Here is a 16,964-nt window from a genome sequence, read left to right as displayed (position 1 = left end):
TAAATTTACAAGAATTAAATTGGAGGGATTTTAAATGAAAGAAAAAGTATTAGAAATTCTTGAACAAATATGCGGCACCGATGAGGTGAGAAATGACCTTAATTTAAACTTATTTGATGATGGCTTATTAGATTCACTTGGTGTTATAGAGCTTTTATTAGCTATTGAGGATAAATTAAAGATATCAATACAACCAACAGAAGTAACCCGTGAACAAATTTCAACTCCTAAGAAAATAATAGATTACCTAAACTCTAAAAAAGGTGAATAGCATGCGCAAATTAAGATCATTTATTATAGCTAGCATAATCATAATCATATCTGTATTTTTTGTAAACATATTATTCCAAAAAATTATAAAAGATAATCTTTCAATTTGCTTTATAAGATTATATAATGACATAAAAAATGAAAGTACATTTATTCAAAAAACTGAAACAGATAAAAAGAATGTGTTTATGCTTTATGGTTCTTCTGAACTTGGCAATACAGAATTAACAGAAAATCCAATTAAATATTTTCCAAAAAAAGGAGCAAATTTCATCGTTTCTCCTATAGGAAAAGGATATATGCAAGATTTATCACATGTCATAAAGTTTTTAGCTAATCCAGCTTTAAAAGGGAAAAAAGTTGGTTTTATAGTATCACTACAGTGGTTTTTGGACAAAAACGGTACACCAACCGATAACTTTCAAATGAATTTTTCTGAACTTCAATTTTATGAGGCTATGAAAAATAATTCAATTTCTAGTGATTTAAAAAAGCAAATATGCAGGAGGGTATACTCACTTATATCAAATAACTCATTTTACTCTGACGCAGCTACATATGCGAAACTTTACAGCAGCAATACTTTAACATCTAAGATTAAATTTACCTTACTTAAACCTTATTTTGATTTAAAATGCTCTTTACTTAAATTTTCTAACACTATAAAACTATTAAAGTTGGAAAAAAACTACAATGCTAAGTATAATGTAAAACTACCTAACTTAACCACAATAGATGAAAAAAAAGATCTTGAGGATGCAGAAAAACTTGGAAGTAAGCTAGCCAATAATAATTCATTTTATATATTAAATTCTTACTATAATGAATTTCTAAAAAACAATCTTGGCAAAATTAAAAATCAAAGCAAAAATGTAAAGCTTACTGACTCAAAAGAATATGATGATCTAGAAATTCTTTTGAAAGTTTGTAAAGCCAATAATATCAAGCCTCTATTTATATTAATGCCAGTAAATGCTAGATATTATGATTATACTGGAATAAATAAAGATGCGCGAACTGCATTTTTTAATAAAACCAAAAAATTCATATCCAACTATGGTTTTGAAGTTGTGGATTTTCAAAGCCATGAATATGAAAAATATCTTATGGAAGATGGAATGCACCTTGGCTGGAAAGGATGGTTATATGTCAATAAAGAAATTGCTAAATACTATAGCAAATAATTATGTGCTTTTTTCCTGATAATTATGATTGCCCTACTTGTTATGTTTGTTTTTACACCTTCCTCTAACATACCATATGTTTATAGTAATTTCTAAAAAATAAAAGCGAAGAATACAGTTATTTCTTCGCTTTTATTTTTTTAAAGGTTATGGTCTCATAAAATGTACCCATTACAAACATTTAAGAAAATTTTAAGAATTACGTTAAAAGAAAATAAGAATTAAGCTTTATAATATTTATATACTTAATATTATAAAGCGTTAAATGTTTGTATTGACACATGTACAGAATTAGTGTACTATTTATATAGGACACTAATATAATTATCTATTATGTATAATTTTAATATAATTGAACACTATAAATTTACAGTATATATTTAATACTATTTTACAATAATTTATCTTAAAGATAAAATATTGAAAGGGGTTTTACAAATGCCAACCATTAACATGCTTTCTTCGGCGGATAAAGTAAAAGGTCAAGGCGTATTATCAGCATATATTGAACAGGTTAATTTAGTAAAAGAAGGACTTAAAAATAATTACGACGTTAAAGTAAATAAATTTAAATTTTGTAATATAATGCATTATCACACTATAGATTTTAAATTTTTTCTTAGTATACCATTTGCAAAAATGCTCGGAACAACTGTTGCTTATGTACATTTCGTACCTGAAACTGTAGACGACAGCATAAATCTTCCTCGTTTTGCAAAGTCGATATTTTATAAATATATAATCTGGTTTTATAAAAGCGTAGATCATCTTGTAGTTGTAAATCCTTATTTTATTGATATATTAAAGGATTATGGCATACCAGAAGATAAAGTTACATATATTCCCAATTTTGTATCTGATGATAATTTTTATAGGTATGAAGATAAAAAAATAGTTTCTTTAAAAAGCAAATATCATATATCTCAAGATAAATTTGTTGTATTAGGTGTTGGTCAAGTTCAAACAAGAAAAGGCATCAATGATTTTATAGAAACTGCTAAAAAACTTCCTGATGTACAATTTTTATGGGCAGGTGGATTTTCTTTTGGGGCTATAACAGATGGTTATAAAGAACTTAAGAAAGTAGTTGAAAATCCTCCAGCTAATGTTAAATTCCTTGGAATTGTAGACAGAGACGAAATGAATGCCTTGTATAATATAGCGAATATGATGTTTTTGCCTTCATATAGTGAGCTTTTTCCTATGTCTGTCTTAGAAGCTTTATCATTAAAGATTCCAGTTCTCCTAAGGGATTTAGATATATACAAAAATATACTTTTTGATTATTACCTAAGGGGCAGCTCAGTAAATGATTTTTGTAATATTATAGAAAAAAGCAAAAATAATGCTACCTATTATAATGAATGGTGTAATAGATCTGCTGCATGTCACGAGTTTTATTCTAAGGGATATATATTAAAGCAGTGGAAAAATTTCTACGACGATATTTGTTTTGAAAAAAATAAAGTTAAGTCCAGGAGTAAGTTAGATGCAAAACAAAATATTTAATTTAATAGTTGTAGTATTATCTGCATGTATACTTTTATCTTTCTTCGTTTTTACCAATAATACTCATTCTTTGGTGGTAACTTTAAGATCCGTAAATAAACTTTGGATTATTATAGCATTAGTATGCATGCTTATATTTTGGCTTTTAGAGGCAATTATATTACATATTATTACGACTATCCTATATAATACACACAATTTTATTTTATAAATCAATAAAATTTGCAATGATCGGTCAATTCTTTGGTTCACTTACACCATTTGCCTCTGGAAGCCAACCTGCTCAGCTATATGCAATGACTGAGTATGGTATTCCAGCTGGAACTTCAGGCTCTATATTAATGATAAAATTTATAATACATCAAACAGTTTTTACTATATATTCTTTACTTGTTATGGTACTTAAATTTTCTTATTTTCAATCAAAGATAAAATACTTTATATACTTTGCATTAGTTGGTTTTTCCTTTAACACGCTTATAATAATTATTGCATTTCTTTTTTCCAGTAATGATAAGTTAACTAAAAAACTTTTACTAATTATTTTAACTGTACTTTCAAAAATTAGATTAGTAAAAAATCCACAACAAAAATATGAAGATATTGAAAAAGAACTAATGAGCTTTCATAAGAATTCCGCAATTATTGGTAAAAACAAATTGGTATGTTTAAATGCTAGCATTCTTACCTTTATACAATGGACAATTTTTTATTCCATACCATATTGTGTATATAGAAGCTTTGGCTTTAATTCCGCTGGTATTTTCACTATGATTTCAGCCCAAATATTTTTAACTATAATTATGTCATGTGTACCTCTCCCCGGCGGTGAAGGTGCAGCCGAAGGTGGCTTTTTCATCATATTTAAATTGTTTTTTCCTCAAAATCTTCTTTTGCCAGCTATCTTTTTATGGAGAATACTTTCCTATTATTCATGCATAGCAGCTGGCTGCTTATTTGCATTTGTAAAATCAAGCTCTTCTAAGATAAAACCTAATAAAGCCTAAAAATAGCTTTGTTTTAAATAAGTGTAAAAGTCAACATTTATTTAAAGCAAAGCAAAAAAATTTATCTACGAAAATTTCTTTTAATTTCTTTAAAATCTTTTTCACTGCTATCAATTGCACCAAATTTATTAATAAGTTTATTTATCAAATTGTAATAACTCTTTTCTCTTTCCTCTTGTTTTATATCCCTTTTTTCCTGTGCCTTTAATATATAGAAAATAAGAAGAACTGATAACAGTGCCATATGCCTTGAGATGCAGCTAAATTAAAAATTTCATTTTCCATACTACCACCTCCTTGCACTAATATTCTTACACCCTATATATCTTCTCATATTATCTAATCCTCTGTTTTTAGTTCTATTTACTGACTGTCTTGATATCTTTAAAGTCTTAGATATATCTTTATCGCTATAATCTTTAATAAATTTTAATATCAAAACTTCTCTTTGGGTTTTTGATAACTTGTCCAGTAGTTCCCAAACAAATATCTTATCATCTAAATCTATATTTTCACTACTCTTTATATTATTTAAATTTAAACTAGTCTCATTCAAATATACTCTATAATACTTTTTAGATAAGTATATATACCTATTTTTTATGGCTGAAGCAATATACCCAACGAGAAATTTATCACTTTTTTAAATTTGCATTTGTACATACAGGTATTTTTTTTATTATCTCTATAAGAGAAATAGTTAAATCTGAGCTAGCATCATCATATTTTAATAAATAACTGTATTTTTTTATCAGCGGTTTAAACTTATTTATTATCAACATGATAGCCTGCTTATCATTACTTTGAGCATCATTAACCACTCTGTAAAAACCGTCTGACATGAGAAGCCGCCTCCGCTTTTACCTTATTTTTAGCATTTCATTAAAAAGCTCATTACATCGCAAGATATACTTTAAAGAAGTAGTTTTGATATGAATTTAAAGAATAATTGTATTATTAATTGAAGAGACTTTAGAAATTTATTATTTAAAAGAATATTAAAATTTTTATATAATATTTACTAACAATCTTAAAAATGCTATTTAATAAAAAATTAAATCTACACTTTGAACACCTCTTTTTAAATTAAATATTTTTCTTTACATTAAATAATAACACTTTAGCACATTTTTTGTAAACTTTTATTTATCTGTATCTTTCTACATTTTCACCCTTTTATTTTGTAAATAAACTACTTGAAAATAAAAAACACTGAAGTTTTACCTCCAGCATTAGCTGCACTTTTATTCATATAAGCTTAATTTCATTGCAAATTCTCTTGCTTTTGAAATATCATCCTCATTTGGTCTTCCCTTTGCTATTCCTCCTATTAGCTTAAATGGTCCGTATGTGTCAAATCCCTTGCACGCAAAGCTGCCAATCACTTTAAAGCCCTTTTCAGTGAACTCTTTCTTCAGTGAATCGTTATATTGTTCTCTTCCTTGTCCGCTTGTTGAAAAAACAAAGGTCTTTTGATTGTTTCCACCTCTTATTTTCTTTATTAATTCTAAAATATTTTTATGAAATTTACCATAGTATATTCCAGAACCAAATCCTATTAAATCATAATCCTTTAAACTATCAATATTTACATCATTTGGTCTTTTGAGCTCTGCTTTTAAAACTTCTGCCATAACCTTAGCAATTTTTTCTGTATTTCCGTGATGTACTGATTCATAAATTATAAGTCTTTTCACAGCTTTCACCCCTTTAATTAATTATATAATGACATATATCTTTATATACATTATACAGTAAAATTAAGTTAATAACATTTCTTTTCTAATCATCTTACATAGTAAAACTAATAGTATTCAGCGTAGCTGACATCATATAAGTTTCAAGATTTACCTGAGTGAAACGAAATGTAAATCCACATTCACTCTACTCTGTACTCTGAGTTAAATTCTTTAATATATTTACTTCATATACATTATAAGATACAATCTAAAAAATAAAGTATGATATAATGTTGAAGTACATTTTTAGGGGGACAATCACATTATGAAACTAAAAAAAGAAATCATTTTTGATGTTTTAAAGATAGCTCTACCTGCTGTTTTCGAAATGACACTATACACCATGATTGGAGTTTTTGATACCATGATGGTTGGACAATATGGTGGAGATTTAGCAGTAAGCAGCGTTGGTTTAAGCACTGAAACTATATATACATTTTCAAACATACTTGTAGCTAATGGTATTTCCATTGGTATATCTTCTTTAGTTGCAAGAAAGATTGGTGAAAAAAAGACAAGCTTGCAGAGGAATATGCTACTTTAGGATTTTTGTTTGCGTTCATAATCTCCATATTTGCCTGGTTTATATTGTTTTTCTTTTCAACACATTTATTTAGAGTAATTGGAACTCAGGAAAATATAATAACTACAGCAACTCCTTTTATAAAAATAGCATCAATGGGTATATTTTTCAATATGCTTATGAATAGTTTAAATGCTTCTCTGAGAGGCTGTGGAAACACAAAAACACCTTTAATTGCATCAATTATAGTTACCTTAATAAATTTAACTCTTGACTACATACTTATCTTTGGTAACTTTGGAGTACATTCCTTTGGCGTGACTGGTTCTGGAATAGCTACCTGTACTGCTCAAATAATAGGATTTATATTCATCTTCTTTTACACACTTAAATATTCAAAAACCAAAGTTAGAATTAGTTACATTAAAAAACTTAATATTACTATGGTTAAAAGCCTTTTAAGACTTTCCCTTCCAGCTTCCTTGCAAGAAGGTTCCCTTAGTATAAGTAGATTAATAAGTAATTTCTTTATTGTTATACTTGGAAGTTTAGCCTTTGCTGCAAATCAAATAACAACTTCAATAGAATCTATATCATTTATGCCAGGTTGGGGCTTCGCCATAGCTGCAACAGCACTTGTAGGCCAAAAGTTTGGTGAGAAGGATTATGAAAAAGCTAAAGAATACGCCTATTCATCACTATTTTTAGGCACTTTTATTATGCTTATATGTTCAGCCATATTTTTAATGCTTCCTAGTCAACTTGTTTCATTGTTTATAAATTCTAATGCCCATCAAGTAATTAATGAGGGTACTTTATGCGTTATGATTGCATCAATAGAGCAGCCCTTCATTGCCCTATCAATGATTGCTGGTGGAATTTTAAAGGGAATCGGTGATACAAAAACTCCCTTCAAGGTTTCCATGATATCAAGCTGGCTTATAAGAATGCCTCTTATGTTTATATTTATCCACATAATGAGATTATCTGTAATGTATGTGTGGATAATTACTTCTATTCAGTGGATATTTGATGGGACTTTAATATTTATTTTATTTAGAAAAAGATTCAAAAAACTAAGTGAAGGATTTTAATGTAACTAAATACTTATCTGATACAATGAATCTTCTTAGAACCTAAATCATAAGCAGGCTTAGAAATTCAATAACTAATAGTTGTATTTCTAAACCCTGTTACATTAATCTTCCATGACCTCATGGCCTTCTTTTCTGCTTGCTTTTGGCTTTGACTGTTACTTAACCACTTCTTCTATTCTTTTAGAAATTGCTTTATATCCGCTGCCGTTAGGATGAAAATTATCTATTGTGAGATATTCTTTAGAATTATATTTAAATAAATCATAAGTCGGTATAAATACACTGTTAGAATCATCTGCTATAACATCTTGAGTTCCTTATTCCAATCATTTATTAGCTTTACTTTATCCGAGCCAATATTATCTCCAAAAGGGTTATACAAGCCTATAAAAACAATTTTACAATTTTTATTTTGCTGCCTTATTGTTTCAAAAATACTTTTTAAATTACTTAAGTAAATATCCTCAATTGTTTTAATCTGAGCGGCTTGCGAAACAGCATCATATCTTCTAATCTTACTTATCTCATTTCCTCCTATAGATATAAGTATAGTATTTGAATATTTGATTAGGCTAGCAGCATTCTTGCTCCTAACTATTTCTAGTAGTCCAGTTGAAATATCTCCATTAACTCCTAAGTTATTAAGTTTAACCTTCTTAGAAGTTTTCTTTTTAACATAGTCCGCAAAATATGCTGCAAACCCTTTATTAGTTTCATCCCCTGTACCTTTTGCAAGTGAATCTCCAAGAACCAGTATATTGTAATAATCTCCTTTAGGTTTAGATATACTTTTAACCGCTGCTACTTCGCTAATACTCTTTTTAATATCCTTATCTTCAACTTTACCTGTTGTAAGCAAGATTGAATTTCCAATTCCCCACATTGACACAACAATCACTAATATTGATACTACTGCCACAAAATATAAAATTATTTTTTTCATAACTTCTCACCCCTAAACAAGTACATCTCTCCTAGTAAATGCAAAAAAACTAATTATAAGTGAAGTTACAAGCCATACTATAAGTACACACATAGAAGAAACAAGGCTCATACCTGGCACACCTTTAAAATTTCCCGTAAGGTATTGAGAAGTTTGAAGATTTACGGCAAAAAAGTATTTTGCAAAAGGCCAATCAGTTAAAAATACTCTTAAGAGACTGCCACCTATAAGACCTGCCATCATTATTCCTATTGATGCCGCTGTACTTCTCACTAAAATTGATACCATAAAGGCTATTGTAGCTATTACTGCTGCCTCAAAAAAATTCAAAGAACAAACTAGCAGTAAATACTGCCACTGATAAATTTGTACAACACTAGAGGCATTTACTACTCCATTTACAACCTTATATCCACTTATAACTGGCTCCATAAAACCAAAATCTTTAAAGGTAAATTCAGAAATCCCCAGAGAAACAACAGCAGATAAAAAAACTACAAAGGCTGACATTAATATAAGCGCAGTATATTTGCTTAAAAGTATTTTCCACCTAGGTACTGCACGTGTGAGCAAAACCTTAATAGTTTTTGATGAGAACTCGCCAGATACAATATCTCCTGCAAGTATTATTATGAGAAGAGGTAAGAGCATTAAAGCTGATTGTTCCATAAGTTCTGATGTAAACTTAGAAGCAGATATAGCTGCAGGGCTTATATTCTTTTTTAAATAATACTTATATTGCTCAAGCTGTATTTTCATAATTCTTTCATCAGATTTTTTTACATTTTTATAAGAAAGCTTATTTTTTATATCATCAATTTGCTGATTTATAAGCGGTTTCCAATTGTAATTTTTACTTTGATTTTTTGTATATCCCTCTATGGTTCTCTTATACCTTACATTTTGACCATAGGCAAAGGCACTTGTTTCAAGTATCAATATTGCTAAAATGAGAATCAGCTTTTTTTTTAATAGCATCTTTATGATCTCATTTTTAATAAGTTTTACCAAATTCCTCTCCCCCTCTCTAATTTTCCTCTGTAATGTTTAAAATAATTCTTCCAAGTTCTTGCGCTTGTTATCTACAAATTTAAGTTTTAACCCTTCTTTTATAAAAGAAGCGTTAATTTCAGCGACCTTATTTTCATCCACTACTGCTTCAATTTTACTGCCTCTTATTTTTCCTTTTATTCCCCAATTTTTTTTCAAAATCTCAATTCCCTTTTCATTGTCATCAAGTTCAAAAAAAAAGTTTCCTTTGTTCTCAAAAAGTTCTTTTACGGACGCATTTTTAAGTACTGCTCCGTCTTTAATAATAGATACTTTGTCGCATATAAGTTCAATTTCAGCTATAAGATGACTTGATATTAGTACAGATATCTTTTCTTTTTTAGAAAGTTTTCTAATAAGATTTCTAAGTTCATTTATACCCGCAGGATCAAGTCCATTAGTAGGCTCGTCTAAAATAAGTAATTTAGGATGATTCATAAGTGCCTGTGCTAATCCCATTCGCTGCTTCATTCCAAGTGAATATGTATTTACCTTATCATTAATATGCTTCTCCATATCAACCAGCCTTACCGCTTCTAGAATATCCTCCTTAGTGATATTTTTCTCCATAGCAGCAAGCATTTCTAGATTATCCATACCACTCATATAACCATATAAATCTGGGCCTTCTATTATACACCCTACGCTTGACATTGCTTTCACATAATCCTTAATTATAGAGTAACCACAAACTTCTATTTTACCTGAAGTTGGCTTTGAAAGTCCAACAATCATTCTTAGAGTTGTAGATTTTCCTGCTCCATTTGGACCCAAAAATCCTAAAACCTCTCCTTCTTTTATCGAAAAACTTATACCTTTTATAATTTCCCTACCATTTATGATTTTATGTACATCTTCAACCAATAAAACTTCCCTTTCCATAATACACCCCCAGTCTTGTAGCCAATTTTCAATTCACCATATTTTTATTATGATTATTTTTTTCTATAATATCAATGTTATTTATATGAATTTTATATTATTTTTATAAATTTAAGATAATATCGCATTAATCCATGAATCTATAATAAGATATAAATAGAGTATGACAAAATTGTTTTGTCATACTCTATTTTTAAATGCAGCCTCTATCTAAAATGAAAGTTCCAAATCTTTTAACATTTCTAAATCATCTTCTACTATTCTACCAGAAGTTGTTAAGTAATTGCCAATAAGCATACCATTTAATCCTGAAATAAGCCCAAGCGGTTGTAAACTTTTAAGATTAACTTCCCTTCCCCCTGCATATCTTATATTTTTATCCGGTAAAATTAATCTTATTATTGCAAATGTCTTTAATATTTCTAATGGCGAAAGGGCTTCTGAATTCTCAAGCTTAGTTCCTTTGATAGGATTTAAAACATTAACCGGTACAGCATCAACTTTAAGTTCCTTTAACAAGAATGCATGTTCTATCCTTTGCTCCATAGTCTCTCCCATGCCTATAATCATACCAGAACATACTTCCATTCCGGCTTCTTTTGCATACCTTATTGTGTCAATTCGCTCATCATATCCATGAGTAGTAACTATATTCTTAAAAAAACTTCTTGAAGTTTCAAGGTTATGATTGTACCTCTCAACACCAACCTCCACCAGCTTAAAAGCCGCCTCTTTCTTAAGAGTTCCAAGACAAGCACAAAGCTTTAGATTTGTTTTTTCTTCATTTCCTTAAAGGCATTAAGTATCTTTTCAAAGTTCTCTTCTTTTCCAGTATAACCAAGTCCACTAGTTGCTATATCACAATGCTTAGCTCCCATTTTTTCACGCTGAACTGCCATTTCAACTATTTTTTCTTTTTCTAACAGCGGATAACATTTAACATTTGTATTATGATGTGCCGATTGAGAACAAAATGCGCAATCCTCAGAGCAATTTCCTGATTTTGCATTTATTACAGAACATAAATCAACCTTATTTCCTGTAAACTTTTCCCTTATTTTATTTGCAAATGCACACAGCAAAAATATATCGCTTCCACTTGCTGTACCTAATGCTTCAGCTTCGTAAGCATTTATATCATGCTCATTTAAAATTTTTGTACACACTTCAATTATTGTATTTTCTAGCTTGTCCATACTTTCACACCTAGTTTCTTATGCTTTTTACAGCTGGTAGTATTTTAATGCTTATAATAGAAGCAATTATACACTTAAGGATATCACCCGGAATAAACACAAAACAACCAATTTCAAAAGTTTTAAGTAAAGTCATGTTAACATGCGATACATATTTTAATATAACATACATATATGGTATTCCTAGTACATAAATTGCTAAACTTCCTAGAATACAAGCTACTAATAATTTCATAAACTTAGTATTATCATCAGTCTTTATAATTTTACCAACCACAATCGGCGCTACAATGTATCCAATCAAGTATCCAAAAGATGGGTGAAAAATTGATGAGATTCCCCCAGATCCTCCTGCAAATACCGGCAACCCTATAAGTCCAATTATTACATAAACTAATTGAGATACCCCCCCTAAAAATGGTCCAAGTAATATACCTGAAAGTAAAGAAAAAAAGCTTTGCAGTGTAATTGGAACACTTCCTATTGGTATACTTATATATCCTCCTACTACTGTTAAGGCTGCAAATAATGCTACTAAAATCATATCTCTCGTTTTTATTTTCATAAAATGCCCCCTATGTAATTACTTATTGTAAACCTCTATACGTTTTAAAGTTTACAATATATAATTATATATGCAGCAACAAAATATGTCAATAAATACATTTAAGTTTACGTCACTATTAAGCGATAAATATTGCCATCCTGTTTTCGTGCAATTATAGCAAATAGACTGTTTATTTATAAGTATTGGTAAAAAAGAAAAAGAGGAATTTGATGAAAGCATGAATACTTTTAAAGAATTTTTAAATAATAAAATTGACTAAATTAATTTAAGGAAAGGAGAAATCATTTAATCTCCTTTCCAATTTTAAGCTTAATATTAACAATCTCACCTTTTGTTCCAATCCTTATAGGAGGTCCCCAGGTACCATAACCTGATGTTACTATTAAATTAAATTCACCTTTTTTAAGATATCCATAATCATCCTCAAATACCGCTTTTGTAACAAGATTAAATGGAAAGATTTGTCCTTCATGAGTATGACCAGAAAGCTGAAGATCAACTCCATTTTTCTCCGCTTCTTCTATGGCTACTGGTCTATGATTTAATTCTATAATTGGAAGAGATTTATCTGCTTTTTTTAAAAGCTCGCTTAATAGTTTCACTTTTTTTCCATCAGCTGCATCATTTCTCCCTACCACATAGAATTCATTGTTAACTTTAACAACTTCATCCTCTAAAACCTTAACGTTTGCCTTTTTCATGTACTCAATGGTTTCAGATACATCTCCAGCGTATTCGTGATTGCCGGTAATAGAATAAACTCCATACTTAGACTTTATATTTTTAAATTCCTTTCCAAAATACATTTTTAAACTTGTAGGTGTACTTTCATCTACCATATCACCACAGAAAAAAACTATATCAGGCTTAAGCCTATTTATTGAGGTTATAAGCTTGTCAATTCCCTTTTCTTTAATCATTATTCCCATGTGGACATCTGCTATCATTACAATATTAAGTTCTTTTATATTTCCCATTTTTTTATCTATGTTCAATTTATAGCTAGTTACTGATTGATGAGTAGCATGCCACAATCCAAAACAAAATATAATTACAACAGCTATAAAAATAGAAATTCCTCTGCCATAGGCTATGCTTAAATGATTCCTCACGCTTCCATAAAACCCAAGTTTATTAAAGATAAATCTCATTAAATCTGTTAATGGAAATAATATTATAAGATAACAAAAAGCAGCCATTGAAACTGCACCTATTGTAGTTAAAATTCCAGTAAGCTTATTATTTATTGACATTGTACTTCTAACTAAAGCAGCCAAGATAAAGGAAAATGCTAAAAACCAAAATACAATCCAATAAGCTTTTGTTTTTATATCTCCCCTTTTATAAAAAAATATTTTAATCCCCTTTTGCCAACATAGTACCATAAAATTGTATATAAAAATAACATTAACAATGCTAAAATAATATTTCCAATTGTTATTAAAGTTGTTTTCAATCTATATCACTTCCATTTTTAACTTTAATATAATTTTATCATAAATTTTTTACTATCTAAAGTGGTATTGAACAGCTCATTCATATCCTGCGATAATTAGTGCTGCTACTACTGAACCTATCTAAGTTCCTGGATATTTCTTAACTTTATATCCATTTTGAAAAAATGCTTTAAAAATTTCAACCTATTATGGTATGAAAATTAAAAATATAATATAAGCAAAAAACTGCCCACTATTTGGCAGCCTTTTTATTAACAAATAAATAAGAATTTTGTAACTCTGCTAACTAAGAAAAATAAAATCTTTGTCAACTATTTTTAGCACAAAAAAAGATGAAAAGAGTTTCCTCTTTTCATCTTTTTAATAATTACAGAAATCACTCAATTAAAGAATTGTGATGTTTTCTGCTTGAGGTCCTTTTGCTCCTTGAACTACATCATAAGCAACTTTTTGACCTTCTTCAAGAGATTTAAATCCATCTGCTTTTATTTGTGAGAAATGTGCAAATACATCATTTCCATCTTCTCCTGTAATAAATCCAAATCCTTTTGTTGAATTAAACCATTTTACTGTACCATTCATGTAATGTGTACCTCCGAAATTTTATTTTTCTTAAACTCTGTGTAATAATCCACCAATAAAATTTCGCTATTACATACTAAAAAGTATTAACTGAAATATATTTGTGTTTACATTATTAACGTTTCATTTAAGCTACAATTTATTTTAGCACACTTAATTCTAAAAATCAAATATTTTTTTAAATTTATTTCAATTCATGATATAAAAACAAGGAAAAGCTTCTTGATTCAATATTGATTTTAATATATCGGCATTTGCTATCACTCATAGTACGAAACAAGAATTATTGCCCAAGATCACCTATGGTGATATAATTTTTATATCGTAAGGCTAGCAAATTATAATAAGTAGTCATTAGAATTCATTAGTGAAATGAATTTTATGAACCTTCTTTTAAAACATAGACTAATATCAATTTTAAATGAGGTATTATTATGAAACACATACCAAATTATTTATCTCTTAGCAGAACAATTTTTTCCTTGATTTTATTTTTTATAAAACCACTAAGCACAGCTTTTTATGTAATATACATGATTTGCGGATTTAGCGATATTGCAGATGGATTTATTGCAAGAAAAACAGGTACATCAAGCAAATTTGGTGCAAAGCTTGACTCTGCTGGTGACATGATCATGGATATTGTGCTGTTAATTAAACTTTATCCAATTGTAAATCCTTCAACTAAAATCATTGTTTGGATTATTTTAATTGCATTTGTTAGATTCTCCTCAATAATCATTACTGTTAAAAAATACAAAACCTTTGCAAGCATTCATACTTATTCAAACAAAGCTACTGGTGTATTACTATTCATATTCCCAATGCTAATTTTTCATATTCCTACTAATATGCTGCTATATATTATTTGTACTGCAGCGAGTATATCTGCAATTGAAGAATTAATTATTGAACTAACCTCAACCACCTTGCAATTAGATAAAAAGAGCATACTTATGAAATAATAGAGTGAAACCACTGTGAAACTTAAACTATATGCCATTTTATTCTGATTTTTTTATAAATACAAAGAACTATAGTAATAAACTTAAAAGCTATTATATTTTCATGAAATCTATAATAAAATGTGTTAAAATAAACGTGTAGTACTTATTCAATACTTAATAGAATGCGGAAATCTTGTCCGTTAGGAGTGAACATATATTGAATTTAGTTCTTAGAATAGATAACAATATTATTGCACTTATTGTATCCATTATTTTTTAAAAAACATATCATGCAGTCTTGATAAAACCGAAAAAAGGAATACAATTTTTGCTCTTATTTTTAAATTAAACACAATTGAGCTAACCATTGAAACTTTAACTTGCATAATAAATAAACAGCCATATATCTGGCTAATACCTGTAACCACTATATTGCATATTATTTTATTTGTACTAGCACCTTTAGTTACATATCATTGGTATGTATTCGCCAGACTGTGGATAAGCAAAGATGCAGACTATAAATACAAAAATAATATTTTAAGTTTACTGCCCATAATAATAAATACTATTCTAGTATTACCTAGTCCATTTTTTAAGCTAACTTTTTATATCAATGCGCATAATACATACGAACGTGGAACATTATTTTTTATACCTTTTGTTGTATCATATTTTTATTTACTTTGTGGATTTATAATAATTTATAAAAACAGAAGAAACTTAAATAGAATGGAGTTTTTCCCCCTTGTTTTGTTTGGAATATTTCCAACATTAGCAAGTTTGATTCAGTTCGCCTTTTATGGACCTTTACTTATGTGGAGCTCAATATCCTTTTCTCTAATCATACTCTATCTGTATCTACAGCAGCAAATGATGCATATTGATTATTTAACAGGTGCTTGGACTCGTGAAAAGTTTTCCAGCTACTTAAATAATAAAATCAAACAAAAAAATACTTAAATTTTTCAATAGTCATTATTGACTTAGATGATTTCAAAAAAATAAATGATGATTTTGGTCACAGTGAAGGAGATAAAGCTTTAATAGCCTTAGTGTCTATAGTCAAGAACTTGATTGGAAATAAAGGTTCAATTACACGATATGGAGGAGACGAATTCATTTTACTTCTTAATATAAGCAGCGAACAAGAAATTGAAGCAGTACTACTCAAAATTTCTAATGCTTTAACTGACTATATCAACCGTTCAAATTTATCCTATAAATTAAGCTTCAGTTATGGTTATGAAGTTTATGATTTTAATAAAAATATTGGTATAAATGACTATATTAATCATGCCGATAGGCTAATGTATCAAAATAAAAATAGTAAAAAAAACAGGCAAAGCAGCAATATTAAATAAACTGTTTCTTCAATACTGCTGCTTTATCTAAACTAAGATGAAGAAATATTTTTATGTTTGGTCAATCTTTTTATGCTTCTATCGTGAACTTTATAAAAGGCAGTTACTGCAAATATAGAACCTATTAATGCAGAAAGCATATCCCACTGAGTATCTAATTTATCTCCCTGATATTCTAAGAAATCTTCTGGTAATCTTCCGTATATTAAACACGATACCCCTTCAAGTATTTCATAAAATCCACTTACTGCAAGGCAAATACAAATAACAAGTATAGATAATATTATACCCTTTTTTAATTTTAACTTTCTTATTAATATTTCTCTTATAATAAAAGCCGGTACAAATCCTTGCATAAAATGACCATATCTATCATAATCATTTCTTTTTAAATGGTATACATCTCTTATATAATTAAAAAGAGGCATATGACTGTATTTGTAGTGCGCTCCAATTATAATTGTTATTGTTAAAATTAAAATGAGCACATAAACAAAGTCTGTAAACCGAAACTTTTTATATGTAAATATTAGTATCATAACTCCTATAAAAGCCGGCGTATACTCAAAAAACCATGCAGAATAATCTGTAGCTTGATAGCCGATATAACAGAAGATAAAATAAATATTATTAATAAAATTATGTG

Annotated in this window: 16 protein-coding genes and 3 pseudogenes; 7 read left to right on the top strand and 12 right to left on the bottom strand. The window is 28.7% G+C overall.

Translation table 11 applies throughout. The features are described from left to right. The first annotated feature begins 34 nt into the window (after positions 1-34). The 4 genes from dltC to AGR56_RS07825 all read left to right on the top strand — a co-directional run bounded on the left by dltC (position 35) and on the right by AGR56_RS07825 (position 3,970). Positions 35-271, top strand: a complete 237-nt coding sequence (gene dltC / locus AGR56_RS07840) for a D-alanine--poly(phosphoribitol) ligase subunit DltC (RefSeq protein ID WP_053241796.1) — start codon at positions 35-37, stop codon at positions 269-271. Between the two features lies 1 nt (position 272). Then, on the top strand, positions 273-1,454 hold the full coding sequence (dltD, locus tag AGR56_RS07835; protein ID WP_053241795.1) for a D-alanyl-lipoteichoic acid biosynthesis protein DltD: 1,182 nt from the start codon (positions 273-275) through the stop codon (positions 1,452-1,454). Positions 1,455-1,892: 438 nt separating this feature from the next. Further along, on the top strand, positions 1,893-2,963 hold the full coding sequence (locus tag AGR56_RS07830; RefSeq protein WP_053241794.1) for a glycosyltransferase family 4 protein: 1,071 nt from the start codon (positions 1,893-1,895) through the stop codon (positions 2,961-2,963). A 227-nt stretch (positions 2,964-3,190) separates the two neighbouring features. Then, positions 3,191-3,970: a lysylphosphatidylglycerol synthase transmembrane domain-containing protein gene (locus tag AGR56_RS07825; RefSeq protein ID WP_242851372.1), complete on the top strand. Its 780-nt coding sequence runs from the start codon at positions 3,191-3,193 to the stop codon at positions 3,968-3,970. Positions 3,971-4,031: 61 nt separating this feature from the next. Here the strand turns inward: AGR56_RS07825 and AGR56_RS07820 are convergent, their stop codons facing one another. From AGR56_RS07820 to AGR56_RS07805, 4 genes are all read right to left on the bottom strand, one after another. Beyond that, positions 4,032-4,214: a BhlA/UviB family holin-like peptide gene (locus AGR56_RS07820; RefSeq protein WP_347460444.1), complete on the bottom strand. Its 183-nt coding sequence runs from the start codon at positions 4,212-4,214 to the stop codon at positions 4,032-4,034. Positions 4,215-4,256: 42 nt separating this feature from the next. After that, positions 4,257-4,526 carry a sigma-70 family RNA polymerase sigma factor gene (locus AGR56_RS07815; RefSeq protein WP_053241793.1) on the bottom strand — a complete coding sequence of 90 codons (270 nt, stop codon included), beginning with the start codon at positions 4,524-4,526 and terminating at the stop codon, positions 4,257-4,259. A gap of 79 nt (positions 4,527-4,605) precedes the next feature. Continuing rightward, positions 4,606-4,812, bottom strand: coding sequence for a helix-turn-helix domain-containing protein (locus AGR56_RS07810; protein WP_053241792.1), 207 nt, complete (start codon positions 4,810-4,812; stop codon positions 4,606-4,608). A gap of 402 nt (positions 4,813-5,214) precedes the next feature. Beyond that, complete coding sequence (locus tag AGR56_RS07805) at positions 5,215-5,667, bottom strand: flavodoxin family protein (protein WP_053241791.1); 453 nt, start codon at positions 5,665-5,667, stop codon at positions 5,215-5,217. A 307-nt stretch (positions 5,668-5,974) separates the two neighbouring features. On the opposite strand from AGR56_RS07805, the pseudogene AGR56_RS07800 reads away from it, so the two are divergent. Beyond that, positions 5,975-7,326, top strand: a pseudogene (locus AGR56_RS07800) (MATE family efflux transporter). Between the two features lie 301 nt (positions 7,327-7,627). Here AGR56_RS07800 and AGR56_RS07795 read toward each other — a convergent pair. The 7 genes and pseudogenes from AGR56_RS07795 to AGR56_RS07765 all read right to left on the bottom strand — a co-directional run bounded on the left by AGR56_RS07795 (position 7,628) and on the right by AGR56_RS07765 (position 14,007). Further along, a complete protein-coding gene (locus AGR56_RS07795) occupies positions 7,628-8,272 on the bottom strand; it encodes a GDSL-type esterase/lipase family protein (protein ID WP_242851371.1) in 645 nt (214 codons plus the stop codon). A 12-nt stretch (positions 8,273-8,284) separates the two neighbouring features. Continuing rightward, positions 8,285-9,283: an ABC transporter permease gene (locus AGR56_RS07790; RefSeq protein WP_053241790.1), complete on the bottom strand. Its 999-nt coding sequence runs from the start codon at positions 9,281-9,283 to the stop codon at positions 8,285-8,287. A 36-nt stretch (positions 9,284-9,319) separates the two neighbouring features. Beyond that, positions 9,320-10,204, bottom strand: coding sequence for an ABC transporter ATP-binding protein (locus AGR56_RS07785; RefSeq protein ID WP_053241789.1), 885 nt, complete (start codon positions 10,202-10,204; stop codon positions 9,320-9,322). Between the two features lie 210 nt (positions 10,205-10,414). Then, positions 10,415-11,400: pseudogene (gene bioB, locus AGR56_RS07780) on the bottom strand (biotin synthase BioB). A gap of 10 nt (positions 11,401-11,410) precedes the next feature. Beyond that, entirely contained in the window at positions 11,411-11,965 is a 555-nt protein-coding gene (locus tag AGR56_RS07775) for a biotin transporter BioY (RefSeq protein ID WP_053241788.1), read from the bottom strand. Positions 11,966-12,249: 284 nt separating this feature from the next. Beyond that, positions 12,250-13,353: a metallophosphoesterase gene (locus AGR56_RS07770; RefSeq protein ID WP_053241787.1), complete on the bottom strand. Its 1,104-nt coding sequence runs from the start codon at positions 13,351-13,353 to the stop codon at positions 12,250-12,252. Positions 13,354-13,809: 456 nt separating this feature from the next. Beyond that, complete coding sequence (locus tag AGR56_RS07765; protein WP_053241786.1) at positions 13,810-14,007, bottom strand: cold-shock protein; 198 nt, start codon at positions 14,005-14,007, stop codon at positions 13,810-13,812. 434 nt (positions 14,008-14,441) lie between these two features. Between AGR56_RS07765 and AGR56_RS07760 the strand changes: the two genes are divergently transcribed. Both AGR56_RS07760 and AGR56_RS07755 read left to right on the top strand, forming a co-directional pair. Further along, positions 14,442-14,972, top strand: coding sequence for a CDP-alcohol phosphatidyltransferase family protein (locus AGR56_RS07760; RefSeq protein WP_053241785.1), 531 nt, complete (start codon positions 14,442-14,444; stop codon positions 14,970-14,972). A 947-nt stretch (positions 14,973-15,919) separates the two neighbouring features. Further along, positions 15,920-16,318 (top strand): annotated as a pseudogene (locus tag AGR56_RS07755) (GGDEF domain-containing protein); the annotation flags it as partial. Between the two features lie 32 nt (positions 16,319-16,350). On the opposite strand, the gene AGR56_RS07750 reads toward AGR56_RS07755, so the two are convergent. Next, positions 16,351-16,857 (bottom strand): DUF2238 domain-containing protein, encoded by a 507-nt coding sequence (locus tag AGR56_RS07750; protein WP_242851370.1) that lies wholly within the window; start codon positions 16,855-16,857, stop codon positions 16,351-16,353. Positions 16,858-16,964 lie beyond the last annotated feature (107 nt).

The organism is Clostridium sp. DMHC 10, assembly GCF_001270375.1.
GTDB classification, from domain to species: Bacteria; Bacillota; Clostridia; order Clostridiales; family Clostridiaceae; genus Clostridium_S; species Clostridium_S guangxiense.
Note: the sequence above shows the minus strand (reverse complement) of the source record. Positions and strands in the feature narration are given on the sequence as shown.

Bases quoted from the DNA above. Each gene is read 5' to 3' on its own strand.
- AGR56_RS07770 (WP_053241787.1), bottom strand. From the start codon at position 13,353: ATGGTACTATGTTGGCAAAAGGGGATTAAAATATTTTTTTATAAAAGG.
- AGR56_RS07775 (WP_053241788.1), bottom strand. From the start codon at position 11,965: ATGAAAATAAAAACGAGAGATATGATTTTAGTAGCATTATTTGCAGCC.
- AGR56_RS07820 (WP_347460444.1), bottom strand. From the start codon at position 4,214: ATGGCACTGTTATCAGTTCTTCTTATTTTCTATATATTAAAGGCACAG.
- AGR56_RS07750 (WP_242851370.1), bottom strand. From the start codon at position 16,857: ATGATACTAATATTTACATATAAAAAGTTTCGGTTTACAGACTTTGTT.
- AGR56_RS07765 (WP_053241786.1), bottom strand. From the start codon at position 14,007: ATGAATGGTACAGTAAAATGGTTTAATTCAACAAAAGGATTTGGATTT.
- AGR56_RS07810 (WP_053241792.1), bottom strand. From the start codon at position 4,812: ATGTCAGACGGTTTTTACAGAGTGGTTAATGATGCTCAAAGTAATGAT.
- AGR56_RS07795 (WP_242851371.1), bottom strand. From the start codon at position 8,272: ATGAAAAAAATAATTTTATATTTTGTGGCAGTAGTATCAATATTAGTG.
- AGR56_RS07825 (WP_242851372.1), top strand. From the start codon at position 3,191: ATGATCGGTCAATTCTTTGGTTCACTTACACCATTTGCCTCTGGAAGC.
- AGR56_RS07785 (WP_053241789.1), bottom strand. From the start codon at position 10,204: ATGGAAAGGGAAGTTTTATTGGTTGAAGATGTACATAAAATCATAAAT.
- AGR56_RS07760 (WP_053241785.1), top strand. From the start codon at position 14,442: ATGAAACACATACCAAATTATTTATCTCTTAGCAGAACAATTTTTTCC.
- dltD (WP_053241795.1), top strand. From the start codon at position 273: ATGCGCAAATTAAGATCATTTATTATAGCTAGCATAATCATAATCATA.
- AGR56_RS07830 (WP_053241794.1), top strand. From the start codon at position 1,893: ATGCCAACCATTAACATGCTTTCTTCGGCGGATAAAGTAAAAGGTCAA.
- dltC (WP_053241796.1), top strand. From the start codon at position 35: ATGAAAGAAAAAGTATTAGAAATTCTTGAACAAATATGCGGCACCGAT.